Genomic DNA, 13,522 nt, shown 5'->3' on the forward strand with positions numbered 1-13,522 from the left:
CAAATAAATTATTTGTGCGTATTGCGTAAAAAAGAGCCTGCCTTCGCGGCAGGCTCTTATAAAATGCAGAGGAAAGATTCAGATGACCTGCTGTTCCAGCCACTTGCCGCGCAGGAAGCGTACAAAGAAGCACAGGGAGCGGAACGCCCAGTCCAGATACATGCCCATCCAGATGGCCAGCAGGCCGCCGTGGAAGGCCAGCACACACAGGTAGCAGAAGCCCACCCGGAAGGCCCACATGGACACGATGCTCACGGTCATGGTAAAGCGGGCATCGCCTGCCGCACGCAGGATGTTGGGCATGGTAAAGCTGGAAGGCCAGATGAACAGCGAAACGATGTTGAACCACACCATCACTTCCAGCGCCATGGCGTAGGCTTCCGGCGAGAGGTTGAACAGGCCCAGTGCAAATTTGTTGGCAAACAGGAAGGCCGAAAGGTTCATGAACCATGCGCCACAGTAGGCAAACAGCATCAGGCGGCGGGAGTAATACACGGCCTGATCTTTTTCGCCTGCGCCAAGGCACTGGCCCACCACGGTCAGCGCAGCCATGCCCACGGCGTTGGCCGGGATGTTCAAAAAGGTGGTGGTGGTGTTTGCCACGGCGTTGGCCGCAATGGCAGCGGTGCCCAGAGTGGAGGTCAGGCTGGAAACGGACAGCTTGCCGATCTGGAACATGCCGTTTTCAATACCGGCAGGGATGCCCACCCGCAGGATCTGCTGGATGAGCCGTGCCTTCGGGGCAAGGGCCTGCAGGCCGTCCACCCGCAGCGGGCAGGCGGGCCGCTGCAGCAGGTACAGCACAGCCACGCAGGCAATGGCGCGGGACACAAGGCTGGCCAGTGCGGCACCCATCACGCCCATTTTGAAGCCGTAGATCAGCACGGCGTTGCCGCCAATGTTCACCACATTCATTACAAGGCTGGACATCATGCTGATCTTGCTGTTGCCCTGCGCCCGGAACAGGGCCGCACCGGCGTTGTACAGGCCGATGAACGGGTAGCTCAGGGCCGAGAGCAGGAAGTAGGTCTCGGCATAGCGCATCACGTCCACGTCGATGGAGCCGAAGATGCCGCGCAGGATGGCATGGCGGCCCGCCACCACAACGGCGGCCACCAGCAGGCTGAAGCTGGACAGGATGAACAGGATCTGCGCCGCTGCATTCTTGGCATCCTTTGGCTCCTGCCGGCCGATGTACTGGCTGGTGACCACCGCGCCGCCGGTGGCAAGGGCGCTCATGATCTGGATCATCAGGGTGTTGAAGCTGTCCACAAGGCTCACGCCGGAAACAGCGGCTTCCCCCACCGAGGAGACCATCAGCGTGTCGGCCAGACCGATGGTCACGCTGAGCGCCTGCTCTGCGATCAGCGGCAGCAGCAGGGCAATGAGCTGCTGCCGGGTGAACAGCGGCGGCTTATGGAACGCGGGCGTTTTGGTTGCTGTCATAGGTTCCTCCGTAACGGTGACAAGATACACTTGGATACATGACCTATATCATACAGCAGAACGCGCAGAATTACAAGAGAAAATCTTCTGTCAGGAAAATTCCTGACTGGGGGTCAGGCTGGTGCCGTAATATACGATATAATCATACGGGACGGTCGGCCCGAACACCGTCTTGTCTGGGTACTTCCTCAGCATGTCCGCTTTCAGGTCGGCCGGGGTCTCGGGCACACCGGCGCAGAGCGTATCGGAGCACACGGCATTCCAGAGGCCCGCAGAGAACGAGGTGCAGTTGTAAATGGCCGACCAGTGGTCTGCGTTGGCCAATGCCTGATTTACAGTGTCTAGCTGGCTCTGGTCCAGTGAGACCTGAATGCCGTAAAGATTCTGATAGTAAGAAGCGTTCAGGTAATACTTGTAGTAGCCCTCCAGATTGTACCAGATGCCGGAATGCTCGCAGCGGTTGCCGCGGGTGCTTACGGTGATGGACGTATCCGGCGCAATGAGCAGTCCGCCCACATTGATATCCTGCTCCGAGACATTGGTGATGGTGAGGAAGCTGTGTCCGCTGGTGTTGAGGGGAACATCGCCGTGGTCATCGGCGCGGGCAAAAAGCCGCAGCACCGCAACGGCTCCCTCGGCAGGGGCATCACCGTAGGCCTGCACAGGGGACTTGTGGTCTGCCTGCGCAAAGTGGTACGGCCCGCCAAAGTTGGTGGTAAAGCCAACGACATTGCGCATCAGGTCGGCAGAACCGGTGATATCTGTTACCACCTTATCCTCTTTTGAGGCGGGCTGTGCGGCCTTGGGTTCCTGTGCGTAGGCGGGCAGGGCGCACAGGCAGGCCAGCAGCACGCAGCAGGAGAGGATGCGGAAAAACTGCTTTTTCATAGATGCCTCCATTTGTGTTTTTTCAGGTAAAGCTTACCGTTTTTTGCAGGGTCTGTCAAGGACTGCGGCAGGCGGAAAAGCCGCGCCGCAGCGTGTTTGTTCCACTTTACCCGTGCAGGCAATTGTGCTAAAATAAACCTGAGGTGCACTGCGCTTTGCAGGAGAGGGGAGTGCACTGTGGTAAATGAGATAAGAAATAAAAGGTAAATCAGAACCCAAAGGGGGAACAATATGCCAAAAGCAGCCCATAAGGTGGTCGTGATCGGCCACCGTAACCCGGATACCGATTCCATCTGCTCGGCCATTGCCTATGCAGAGTTGAAAAACAAGACCAGTGATCTGGTCTGTGAGCCCCGCCGTGCAGGCAAAATGAATCAGGAGACCGAGTTCGTGCTCAAAAAGTTCGGGGTAAAGCCCCCGCGCATGTGCACGGACGTGAACCCGAAGATCCGCGATGTGGACTACCGCGAGATGCCCGGCATCCCCGGCTCCACCAGCCTGCGCAAGGCGTGGGAGATCATGCGTGACAAGCAGATCGACACCCTGCCGGTCACCAGCCCGGACAACGAGCTGGAGGGCGTGATCACGGTCAAGGATATCGCCACAGCCAACATGGACGTGTTCGACACCGGCATCCTTGCCAAGAGCCAGACCACCTACCGCAATATTCTGGAAACGCTGGGCGGCACCATGGTAGTGGGCCGCGAGGACGACGTGTGCACCACCGGCCACATCCGCATCGGCACCGCCACGCCCGAAATGCTGGAAAATACCGTGGAAAAAGGCGACATCGTCATCCTGACCAACCGCTACGAGAGCCAGCTGTGCGCCATCGAGAAGGAAGCGTCCCTGCTCATCCTGTGCAACAACGCCAAGGTGGGCCGCACCATCCAGCGCATTGCCGAGGAGACCGGCGTTGCCATCATGACCACCCCGGTGGATACCTATGCTGCCGGCAAGCTCATCAGCCAGTGCGCACCCATCTCCTATTATATGACCCGCAATGACATCATGAAGTTCACCCTCGTCACCCCGGTGGCAGACGTCACCCGTGTGATGGCCAAGGTGCGCCACCGCTATTTCCCCATCCTGGACGAGGACGGCAAATACTGCGGCATGGTCAGCCGCCGCAACATCATCAATCTGCAAAAACGCCGCATCATCCTGGTGGACCACAACGAGGCCACCCAGGCCGTGGAGGGCTTCGATCAGGCCGAAATTCTGGAGATCATCGATCACCACCGCATCGGCAGCCTGGAGACCAGCGGCCCGGTGTACTTCCGCAACCAGCCGGTGGGCTGCACGGCCACCATCATCACCCAGATGTACGACGAGAACGGTATGGAGATCCCGCCGCAGATCGCAGGCCTTCTGCTGGCGGCCATCCTTTCGGATACGCTGGTGTTCCGCAGCCCCACCTGCACCCCGCTGGATGAGGCCCTTGCAAAGCGTCTGGCAAAAATTGCCGGTGTGGACATTGACGAGTTTGCCAGCGAGATGTTTGAAGCAGGCGAAAAGCTGGACGGCAAGACCGCCGAGGAGGTGTTCCTGCAGGACTTCAAGGTGTTCATGTGCGGCGATATCCGCTTTGGCGTGGCGCAGGGCAGCTACATGACCCGCAAGAATCTGCTTGCCGCCGAAGCGCTGCTGCAGCCCTATCTGGAAGAAGCCCGCAACAAGCAGAACGTGGAGGATATCTACATGCTGCTCACCGACGTGCCCAAGGAGGAGAGCGTGGTCATCAGCGATGGCCGCTATGCTTCCGAGGTGCTCTCGGACGGCTTTGAGACCCAGCCTGCCGAGGACGGCAGCTTTACCCTGCCCGGTGTGGTGAGCCGCAAAAAGCAGTTCATCCCGGCGCTGATGACCGCCTATCAGGAGCTGTAAGATGTTTGATTTTCTGCATAAAAAAGCACAGGATGCCACGCCGCCCGCCCTGCCGGAAGGCACTGTGCGCCGCCGCTATTCCATCGAAGGGCAGGTGCAGGGGGTGGGCTTCCGCTACCGCGCCCGCTATGCGGCCCAGACGCTGGAACTGACCGGCTGGGTGGAGAATGAGGACGACGGCAGCGTGACGCTGGAAGTGCAGGGCGACCCGGAAAAGTTCCTGCGGCTGTTCGCCATGATCCAGAAAAGCGATTATATCCAGATCACCGGCATCCGCCAGAAGGATCTGCCGCCCGACCCATGGGAGCGGGGCTTCTCGGTAAAAGGGTATTGATGCGAGACCCTCTCAGTCAAAGCCTGTCGGCTTTGCCAGCTCCCCCGAGGGGGGAGCTTTTTGACATTTTTTGGCAAGCACTGCCTCTCGGGAAGAGGATCTTGAATGATCCCCGCTTATAAAGCTCGCCCTTCGGGAGAGCTGTCGAGCAAAGCGAGACTGAGAGGGTTCGTACAAACAAAAAAGCTGACGCGAAAGCGTCAGCTTTTTTGCTCTTTCTAAATTTATCAACCTGCTGTTTTCAGCGGGGAATTTTCTGTCCAGATGGTGCCGTCCAGCAGCCGGGTCACAGCCAGAGTGCCGTTTACGGAAACACGGGCCGGGTCCAGCGCGTAGAAATCGCTCTCCTTCAGGTTCGCGGGGTCTGCATCCGCACGGATGCCCACCACACAGACCCAGTGGCCATAGGCGGCGCTGGTGGCGATGTGCGGGTAATTGACCTCGTTCCAGCCGGAACCGGTCAGGTGATATTCATAGCTGGAGGTGCGGTTCGTGTGCCGTTTTACACCGCTCACCGCAGTGTTTTTCAGATGCACGATCACCGGCTTCCCGGCGGAAAGCTCGGTGTAAAGCTTCTGCAGGCACTCGGACAGGCTGCCGGAATAACCGTAGTAGCCGCCCGCAGACCAGACCGCACCGTTTGACCACATGCCACTGCCGGAGGAAACCTTTCCATCCAGAATGGTGCGTGCATAGCGCAAGGCGTACCAGCTGCATTTGCCGGAGGTCTGGTTGCCGATGGAAAGGATCTGGCTGGTGCTGAAGTCCAGCATCCGGATGCCGTGCGTTTCCTGCAGGGCAGCTGCGTGTGCGTGGGGAACGGCCAGAGCCAGCACAAGGCACAGCGCCAGAACTGCCGCCGCCAGCCGCTGTGCCGCGCGGGCGGGACAGTGTTGCATATTGAGCCACATCCTTTGTTTTTTCTACGACCTTATTTTACCATGCAAAAATGGTAGAATTGTGTAAAATCGTAATTTTTTGAAAGGATTCTGAAAGATGGATCAAGATGGATCGGAACACAACATCTGTTCAAACCGGGAAGGACTGTGCCCCGGAAAAAAACCGCATGGAGCTTCCGGCTGGAAGAAGATTTTCCAGCACGGTAAAGAACCTTTGCGAAATAAGGACAGTGTATCTCAATACTGTAACAAAAAGGCCGCTGTTTCATTGATTTTGAACGAAAATGTTTCGGAAACTTTATGCATCTTCTCAATTGACAAAACCAACTGCTGTCGGATAAAATAAGGCCAGAACGACACCCGTTCTGTAGTGCGAAAAAACAGCACTGAAATGAGACAAATCAACAAAATCTTGAAACGACAGGAGGCGCTTGACAATGAAAAAGCTGAAGAAATTTGCTGCCCTGCTTCTGGTGGGTGTGATGGCTCTGGCCCTGCTGACGGCCTGCGGCGGTGGCGGCGGCAGCTCCACCAACAAAGCCGAAGAGCAGAAAGTGATGGAGCAGATCGGTAAGGAGAAGGGCATTTCGGTGGCCAGTGACGCAGAGCTCCGCGCAGTGGCTGAAAAGAGACTGGATGAGTCGCTCCAGTATAAAGTTTTCGGCTATGCAGGAGCGTACAGGTTCTATCAGAATCGAGTAGGAAATGATCTGGCTGTCACCATTACTGCCCGGCACAACTATGAGGATACGTTCCTGAGCACGGTTCTGACTTATATCTCGCAGTATGTTAAAACGGATGTCAGCGGCAACGTGAGTCAGGATGGCATCTGGTCGAATATAGGCGTGGTGGTCAAGAGCGATAACGAGCAGAACTACATTGGCATCACCATCCGCATTAAGAACTACTACAAGTAAAAATCTATCGCCCTTTCCCCCGGAGCGTGGCTGCAAGGCCGCCCTTCGGGGCTTTTTTGCGTTTGAACCCTCTCAGTCACGCCTTACGGCGTGCCAGCTCCCCCAAAGGGGGGAGCTTTTAGGCATCTGACGGTTTGCAGCAAATAAGCTCCCCCTCTCGGGGGAGCTGGCATCGCGCAGCGATGACTGAGAGGGTTGCCTCCCTCGCTGAGGGAGGTGGCAAACCCGCAGGGTTTGACGGAAGGAGTTCGCCCTGCCCCGGGGCTTTTTTGTGTTTGGGGACAATTGCCAAAAAGAAGGGCGGAATTTGGGCGATCTGCCTGTTGACATGCGGGGGGGGTATGGCTAAAATAAATTCAGACGGGTAAAGCGATTTGGGGTCGCCCAAACCGTCAGAATTTGAAAACAGGAGGAACATGAAATGAAAATGTTCAAACGTTTCGCAGCCGCCCTTCTGGCCGGCGTGATGGTTCTGGCAATGCTCACCGCGTGCGGCGGTGGCGCAGGTGGCCCTGGTGAAAGTGAGTTCGAGAAGAAAGTTCAGGATGTATATATGGCTGCACTGAACAAGGAATACGGCACAGAATGGTCCAATAACAGTGAAGTCAAGGAACTGGCAACAGAAGCACTGAACAAAATTGCAGACGGCAAGATTGCATTGACTGCTATTACTGCAGAGAAAAAAACCGAGAAAAACTACGTAGGTGCAGTTGTTTGTGCTGAGAATGCGAAGCAGAACGCTGAAGTGTACACGGCTGTTTACTATGAAGAAACAACGGCAGGAACGATTACGGTTAATTCTGATATGGTTGAGTTGATGAAGACTGCAACAGATTTAGTAATCAATCTTGGTAAACAAAATAACACGAAAATCGAAGTTACTGGTTTGGGTGTTGGCACTAAGACCGTTGGCGGAAAGACCTACGTTGCAATTGGCTATAAACTGAGCAAGTAAGCGGATTACAATTAAACTATTGCCCCGAGGAGCACCCCGCTCCCCGGGGGTTTTTTGCGTTTGGGAGCAAACTCCCCCAGTCGCCTGCGGCGACAGCCCCCTCAAAGAGGGAGCCTTTCCCGGCGGCAAAGCTTCCGGCTCAGGTGCAAAGCTTCCGGTTTCGCCAGAGCCTCCCTCACTGAGGGAGGTGGCAAACCCGCAGGGTTTGACGGAAGGAGTCTGCCCCGCCCCTCCCGGCGGCAATTCTGAATGGTTTCTCTGTCAAACCGTGTCGTTTTGTGGTACAATAAAAACGTATTCTGATGTGAACAGGAAAGGACGTTTCCATGCAGCTGTTTGAACTGGTGTCCCCGCGGCTGTTCCGCCCGCTGGCGGGGCCGAACCGGGCTTTTTATGCGGAATTGCTGCTTCTGCTCTGGGAGGAGTGCCGCCACACGGCGGATTACAGCATTTCCCGTGCGGAGGCCGTCTGGCGTGCCGAGGATTACTTTGCCGCACTGGCAAAGCCCCTTGCGCTGGATGCCGACGGTGCGGGCGATGAGGACGAGCAGCCCACCCGCGACCCCCACACGCTGGCCGTGGGCTTTCTGCTGCGGCTGCGCCGCACCGGCTGGCTGGAAGAGCAGCCCGGCAGCTACGAGGGGGAAGCGTCCCTTGCCTTTGTGCCGGAGGTAACGCCGCTGCTGGAAGCGCTGGAAGAAATATTGAACCCCCGCGTAGTTACCTACACCGGCAAGCTGTACAAGGCATGGCAGCTGCTGGGCAGCATCGGGCAGGAAAAAAGCCCCTATGAGAACGTTCTGCGGGAGGTGGACGCAGACCTTGACGCGCTGAACCGCTCTCTCCGGGCGCTCAATGCCTCCATCGGCCACTATATCGACCGGCTCACCCGCAACCGCACCCCGCAGGAGGTGCTGGAACTGTTCGACCAGTACGAGGAAAAGGTGGTGGCGGCGGCCTACCACCGCTTCAAGACCAGCGACAACCTGTTCAACTACCGCGCCTATCTGGAAGAGGAGCTGGACGACTGCGAGGAGAACTACCTGCCGCAGCTGGCCTTTGATTATGCCCGGGTGGAGCGCTGCGCCCCGAACGAAGCGACACCTGCCGTGCGTGCACTCATCCAGAAGCAGCGGGATGCGCTGGAAGAGATGAGCCTGCTCATGCGCGAGATCGATGCAAGCCACATCCGCTACCGCAAGCGGGCTGTGCAGCGGGCACAGTTCCTGCTGCTGAGCGACCGTTCTTCGCAGGGCAGCGTCACCGCCCTGCTGCGCCGCTACGCCGAGGACATCCGCACCCCGGAGCAGCTGTTTGAGCCGGACGACGGCCCGGTGGCAAAGCGGCTGCATCTGTACCCGGCGGCAGTGTTCGGGGAAAAATTTCTGTACCCGCCCGCTGCCCAGCGCACCGCCGAGCCGCTGGCCCCGGTGCGCACCGAAGTATTCGATCCGGAACAGCTCAAAAAAGAGCAGCAATTGCTGCTGGATTACGCCCGCCTTGCCGTTACCGAGGAGAACGTGGCCCTGCTGGCCCGGCAGGCCCTTGCCGCCCGTCCGCAGGTGAACGCGGCACTTCTGGCAGACGAATACCCGAACGATTTTGCCCGCATCATCGGCCTGCACACCTACTCGCAGTCGCCGCACCGGGATTATGACATTCAGCTCACCGGCAATTGGGTGGAGCGCGGCGGTTTCCGCTTTGAGGACTTTGTCCTCACCCGCCGCAGGGAGGAAGAAAATGGCAACCATTAACATGCTGGAAGAAACCGCGAATTACCTGCTGAACCACTGCTTCGTGCTGGGCGGCGTGGAGGATCAGCGGGCAAAATATCTTTATGTGCAGGACCATCTGGACGAGGTGCGCGCTGTGTTCGCCCCGCTGGGCTATTCTGTATTGCTGTACCCGGCACCCCTGCAGGCGGCGGCTTTGGTCAACGGCCACGAGGGCAGTCAGGCCCGGCTGCTGAAATACGAGAGCATCCTGCTTTTGGTATTGCGGCTTTTGTACCTGCAAAAGCGCGAGAGCCTTGCGGCCAATGCCGACGAGGTGCTGGTGACGGTGGAAGAGGTGCAGACCGAACTGCAGAAGATGAATCTGCCCCGCCGTCTGGACCAGAAAACGCTGGAAAACCTCATGCGCACCCTGCGCCGGTACAATCTGGCGCGGCCTGTGGGGCGGCTTTCCGGGCTGGACAGCCGCATTGAAGTATTTCCCACCGTGCTGCTGGCCCTGCCGGACGCCGACCTTGCGGATGCCGCCGCCGAGAGCGGGCGCACCCGCACAGAGCTTGGCCTTTATGAACGACCGGAAGAAGCAGGGGAGGGTGAAGAATGATCGAACTCAAACGGCTGAAGCTTATCAACTGGCACAACTTTGAAAACGTCACCTTCGACTGCGCACGGCTCACCTATATGATCGGCGTGAACGCCGTGGGCAAGACCACCATTCTGGATGCCATCCGCTACTGCCTGACCACCAACCGCAATTTCAATGCGCTGGGCAATAAAAAGAGCGGCCGCACCCTGCAGGGTTCGGTGCACGCAAAGCAGCGCGGCGAGAACGCCTACCGCCGCCCGGGCCATACCGTGGCCTACATCGGGGCGGAGTTCTGGGACAGCGTCAAGCGCACCCCCTTCGTCATCGCGGTGCGGGTGGAGTCCGAAGGCCCCATGCAGGAGCTGCACCCCGGCGATCAGACATGGTATCTTTCGGAGGACGGCTGCACGCTGGAACAGCTGCCCTTCATCGACCCCAAGACCGGTGCACCCAGCGCAAAGGAGGACTTCAAGCCCGCAACGGGCCGTCTCTCCTACACCCGCAGCCCCAGCGAAGCGCGGGATCGCATCTGCCGTGCGCTGGGCATCGGGCGCGCCTCCAGCCCCTTGGGCAAAAAGTTCAACGAGGTGTTCCAGATGGGCACCAGCATGGACGAGATCCCCAACTTCCGGGAGTTTTTGTACCAGTACATCCTGCCCCAGCCGGAGCTGGATCTGGACGCTTTGCAGGGCGACCGGCTGGAACTGGAAAATCTGCACGCCGTGCTGGCCGAAGCACAGACCCGCGCCGACGCGCTGGAAGAGATCGTGGATTTTGGCCGCGAAGCTGCCGAAAAGCAGACCCAGACCCTTGTGAACCGGGGCGCGGCGCTGCTGGCCCGCGCCGCTGCTGACGGCGGGGAACAGACGGTCTGGCAGGAGCATCTGGATGCGGGACGCCGCCAGCTGGAACAGCTGAGCGCCCGCTATGCCGAGGCCAAAAACGCCGAAGCGGAAGCACGCCGGGCCTATCTTTCCGCCCACGGTGCCGCCAGCGCCAGCGGCGAGGGCCGGGCACTGGATGCCCTGACCGAGGAGCTTTCCCGCCGCAAAACGGCGCTGGACGCCGCCGCCCGCAAAGCCGAAAAGGCAGAGAGCGCCCTTGCCCGCACCCAGAGCCTGCTGGCAGTGCTGCGCCGCAGCGGCTTTGCATCCGGCATCAAGGCCGAAGAGCTGACGGCGGACACTCTGCCGCAGCTCACCGCATGGCTCTCCGCGCAGGAAAAACCGCTGGAGGAAGCCTATTTTGCTGCCCGCCAGAACACTGCTGCTTTGCAGAAGGAGCAGGCCGGCAAGCGCGCCGAGCTGGACGCGGTGTCCGGCGGCAAGTGGGTCTACCCCCACGGCGATGCCGCCACCCGGGTGCGGGATGCTGTGAATGCGGAACTCAAGAGCCGGGGCATGCAGCCGGATGCGAAAATTTTCTGTGAACTGTTGAACGTGGAGGACGAGAGCTGGCAGGACTGCGTGGAAGCCTGCCTTGGCGACCGCCGCTTTGATATCCTTGTGCCGCCCGCCCACTACGAAGCCGCCAAAAGCGCCTTTGTGGCTCTGAAGGACAAGGTAGGCCCCATCAGCCTGCTGGACACCCCGGGCATCCGCAAGGCCAACCGCCGCGCCGACAAGTACGGCCCGGACAGCCTTGCCGCGCAGGTGAGCAGCGAAAACCCGCTGGCTGCACAGTATGCCCAGACCATTCTGGGCCGCATCGTCTGCTGCGACACCCCCGATACGCTGGAACAGCATCCCGACAGCGCCACCCGCGACCTTCTGCGCCACCACCCCTTCCGGCTGGAACGGCTGCGCACTCCCCAGCGGTATATCGGTCTGGATGCCCGCCGCGCCCGCGCCGGGGCGCTGGCGGCCGAGCTGGAAGCTCTGGGGGAAAGCGCCCGTGCTGCCGCCCAGACAGAACAGAACCTGAAAGCCGCCTATAACCAGTACCAGACCCTGCTGCGGGGCACGGCACTGGACGAGCTGGCTGCGCTGTGGGATGCCCGCGCCGCACTGACTGCCGCACAGAATGCTGTGACCGAACAGGAAGCAAAGCTCACCGAGTGCCGCGAGAACCCGCTGCTGCAGCAGCTTTACAAGGAGGAAGAAGCCCGCGAAGCCGCGTGGGAGACTGCCCGCGCCGCCGTAGAGCAGGCGGGCGGCGACATCCGCGTGTGCCAAAAGCAGATCGCCTCCTGCGAAGCAGAGCAGAAAAAGGCAGGGGAAACGGCACAGCAGAGCGCCGATGCCGCCCGGAGCTTCTTTGCGGCGCACCCGCTGGTGGAGCCGCTGGCCCGCACCCGGATGCTGGCGCTGGCCCCGGCGGATAAGCCCCGCGCCGCCGCACAGGCTGCGGAAAAGGCGCAGGCCAAGCTGGACGATGCGCTGGCCGTCTATCTGAGCGGCACGCTGGAACCGGCCCAGAAGGCCTACAACGAGCACTATGTGTGCGATTATCCGCTGGGCCTTGCGGGGCTGGACCAGTACCGCGCCCAGCACGAGAGCCTTGTGCGCATCGATCTGGAACGCTACGCCGCCCGTCTGGAGCAGGCCCAGCGGGACTGCAAGGACCGCTTCCGCAAGGATATCCTGTTCCGCATGAAGGACGATATCTTCAACGCCCGGCGGCAGTTCCGGGAGCTGAACAAGGTGATGGAACAGCTGACCTACGGCGAGGAGGTCTACCGCTTTGAGCTGGAGCCCAGCCGCGACCCGCAGCTGGCGGCCTTCTATCAGGTCATCGTGGACAAGGGCAACCAGCAGATGACCGAGGGCGACTCGCTGGACAACCTTGCCGCCACCGCCGACCCGGCCTATGAGCGTCAGGTGGACGAGCTGATGGAAAAGATCATGGCGGATGTGGACGAGAACACCCGCGCCCGGCAGGAGGGCCGCACCGGCGGCGTGACCCTGTCGGACTATGTGGACTACCGCACCTATCTGGACTATGACATCAAGGTGACGAACCGGGTCACCGGCCAGCAGGCGTATCTGTCCCGCGTCAGCCGCGACTCCTCCGGCGGCGAGAATCAGGCCCCCTTCTATGTGGCCATCTGCGCCAGTCTGCTGCAGATCTACGAAAAGAGCGAGAACAGCATCCGCCTTGTGCTGCTGGACGAAGCCTTCAGCAAGATGACCAGCGACCGCATCCGCCCCATGATGGAACTGATGGAAAAGATCATGGCGGATGTGGACGAGAACACCCGCGCCCGGCAGGAGGGCCGCACCGGCGGCGTGACCCTGTCGGACTATGTGGACTACCGCACCTATCTGGACTATGACATCAAGGTGACGAACCGGGTCACCGGCCAGCAGGCGTATCTGTCCCGCGTCAGCCGCGACTCCTCCGGCGGCGAGAATCAGGCCCCCTTCTATGTGGCCATCTGCGCCAGTCTGCTGCAGATCTACGAAAAGAGCGAGAACAGCATCCGCCTTGTGCTGCTGGACGAAGCCTTCAGCAAGATGACCAGCGACCGCATCCGCCCCATGATGGAGCTGTTCCGCCGCCTGCAGCTGCAGGTGCTGCTCATCTCCACCGTGGAAAAGAGTACCGCCATCCAGCCCTACTGCGACATCACCTACTCCATCGTCCGCCACGGCGACACCAACGCAATAGCGCCGTTTGTCCGCCTTGCGGCGGAATGATGTGCGCATTGTATGCGCAATGATGTCTGCCTGCGGGGCATGATAGAATGTGCGATAGCACACATCATTTTGCGCAGCAACCTCATTTCTGCGCAGCAGAACATCATAAAAAAAGAAGCACGCATCTGCGTGCTTCTTTTTTATTGCTACCGCAGTGGCAGCACATCTTCATCCTCGTTGATCTCTTCCATCATCCCATCCGCAAAGTACCAGCCTTTGCCGTACAGCGCCTCGCTGCC

General features: G+C 59.6%; 10 protein-coding genes. 7 read left to right on the forward strand and 3 right to left on the reverse strand.

Going from position 1 to position 13,522, the window contains the following annotated elements:
* Nucleotides 1-78: 78 nt before the first annotated feature.
* Nucleotides 79-1,446: an MATE family efflux transporter gene (locus DXA66_RS12440; RefSeq protein WP_118529212.1), complete on the reverse strand. Its 1,368-nt coding sequence runs from the start codon at nucleotides 1,444-1,446 to the stop codon at nucleotides 79-81.
* A gap of 90 nt (nucleotides 1,447-1,536) precedes the next feature.
* A complete protein-coding gene (locus DXA66_RS12445) occupies nucleotides 1,537-2,334 on the reverse strand; it encodes a hypothetical protein (protein ID WP_243089104.1) in 798 nt (265 codons plus the stop codon).
* Between the two features lie 231 nt (nucleotides 2,335-2,565).
* On the opposite strand from DXA66_RS12445, the gene DXA66_RS12450 reads away from it, so the two are divergent.
* Nucleotides 2,566-4,221 (forward strand): putative manganese-dependent inorganic diphosphatase, encoded by a 1,656-nt coding sequence (locus DXA66_RS12450; protein ID WP_118529214.1) that lies wholly within the window; start codon nucleotides 2,566-2,568, stop codon nucleotides 4,219-4,221.
* Nucleotide 4,222: 1 nt separating this feature from the next.
* Nucleotides 4,223-4,555, forward strand: a complete 333-nt coding sequence (locus DXA66_RS12455) for an acylphosphatase (RefSeq protein ID WP_097774075.1) — start codon at nucleotides 4,223-4,225, stop codon at nucleotides 4,553-4,555.
* A gap of 227 nt (nucleotides 4,556-4,782) precedes the next feature.
* Here the strand turns inward: DXA66_RS12455 and DXA66_RS12460 are convergent, their stop codons facing one another.
* The gene (locus DXA66_RS12460; protein ID WP_118529218.1) at nucleotides 4,783-5,454 is read right to left on the reverse strand and encodes a hypothetical protein; all 672 of its coding nucleotides are present in this window, start codon (nucleotides 5,452-5,454) and stop codon (nucleotides 4,783-4,785) included.
* 437 nt (nucleotides 5,455-5,891) lie between these two features.
* Between DXA66_RS12460 and DXA66_RS12465 the strand changes: the two genes are divergently transcribed.
* From DXA66_RS12465 to DXA66_RS12485, 5 genes are all read left to right on the forward strand, one after another.
* Nucleotides 5,892-6,371, forward strand: a complete 480-nt coding sequence (locus DXA66_RS12465) for a hypothetical protein (protein WP_118529215.1) — start codon at nucleotides 5,892-5,894, stop codon at nucleotides 6,369-6,371.
* A 421-nt stretch (nucleotides 6,372-6,792) separates the two neighbouring features.
* Nucleotides 6,793-7,326: a hypothetical protein gene (locus tag DXA66_RS12470; protein WP_118529216.1), complete on the forward strand. Its 534-nt coding sequence runs from the start codon at nucleotides 6,793-6,795 to the stop codon at nucleotides 7,324-7,326.
* 326 nt (nucleotides 7,327-7,652) lie between these two features.
* Nucleotides 7,653-9,080, forward strand: a complete 1,428-nt coding sequence (locus DXA66_RS12475) for a Wadjet anti-phage system protein JetA family protein (protein ID WP_118529217.1) — start codon at nucleotides 7,653-7,655, stop codon at nucleotides 9,078-9,080.
* Nucleotides 9,067-9,663 (forward strand): DUF4194 domain-containing protein, encoded by a 597-nt coding sequence (locus tag DXA66_RS12480; protein ID WP_097776755.1) that lies wholly within the window; start codon nucleotides 9,067-9,069, stop codon nucleotides 9,661-9,663. The genes DXA66_RS12475 and DXA66_RS12480 overlap by 14 nt, the downstream gene beginning before the upstream one ends.
* Nucleotides 9,660-13,283, forward strand: a complete 3,624-nt coding sequence (locus DXA66_RS12485) for an SbcC/MukB-like Walker B domain-containing protein (RefSeq protein WP_158576392.1) — start codon at nucleotides 9,660-9,662, stop codon at nucleotides 13,281-13,283. Before DXA66_RS12480 ends, DXA66_RS12485 begins: the two co-directional genes overlap by 4 nt.
* Nucleotides 13,284-13,522 lie beyond the last annotated feature (239 nt).

It is taken from the genome of Faecalibacterium sp. OF03-6AC, assembly GCF_003478175.1.
In the GTDB taxonomy this organism is placed as follows: domain Bacteria; phylum Bacillota; class Clostridia; order Oscillospirales; family Ruminococcaceae; genus Faecalibacterium; species Faecalibacterium taiwanense.

Bases quoted from the DNA above. Each gene is read 5' to 3' on its own strand.
- DXA66_RS12440 (WP_118529212.1), bottom strand. From the start codon at position 1,446: ATGACAGCAACCAAAACGCCCGCGTTCCATAAGCCGCCGCTGTTCACC.
- DXA66_RS12445 (WP_243089104.1), bottom strand. From the start codon at position 2,334: ATGAAAAAGCAGTTTTTCCGCATCCTCTCCTGCTGCGTGCTGCTGGCC.
- DXA66_RS12450 (WP_118529214.1), top strand. From the start codon at position 2,566: ATGCCAAAAGCAGCCCATAAGGTGGTCGTGATCGGCCACCGTAACCCG.
- DXA66_RS12455 (WP_097774075.1), top strand. From the start codon at position 4,223: ATGTTTGATTTTCTGCATAAAAAAGCACAGGATGCCACGCCGCCCGCC.
- DXA66_RS12460 (WP_118529218.1), bottom strand. From the start codon at position 5,454: ATGCAACACTGTCCCGCCCGCGCGGCACAGCGGCTGGCGGCGGCAGTT.
- DXA66_RS12465 (WP_118529215.1), top strand. From the start codon at position 5,892: ATGAAAAAGCTGAAGAAATTTGCTGCCCTGCTTCTGGTGGGTGTGATG.
- DXA66_RS12470 (WP_118529216.1), top strand. From the start codon at position 6,793: ATGAAAATGTTCAAACGTTTCGCAGCCGCCCTTCTGGCCGGCGTGATG.
- DXA66_RS12475 (WP_118529217.1), top strand. From the start codon at position 7,653: ATGCAGCTGTTTGAACTGGTGTCCCCGCGGCTGTTCCGCCCGCTGGCG.
- DXA66_RS12480 (WP_097776755.1), top strand. From the start codon at position 9,067: ATGGCAACCATTAACATGCTGGAAGAAACCGCGAATTACCTGCTGAAC.
- DXA66_RS12485 (WP_158576392.1), top strand. From the start codon at position 9,660: ATGATCGAACTCAAACGGCTGAAGCTTATCAACTGGCACAACTTTGAA.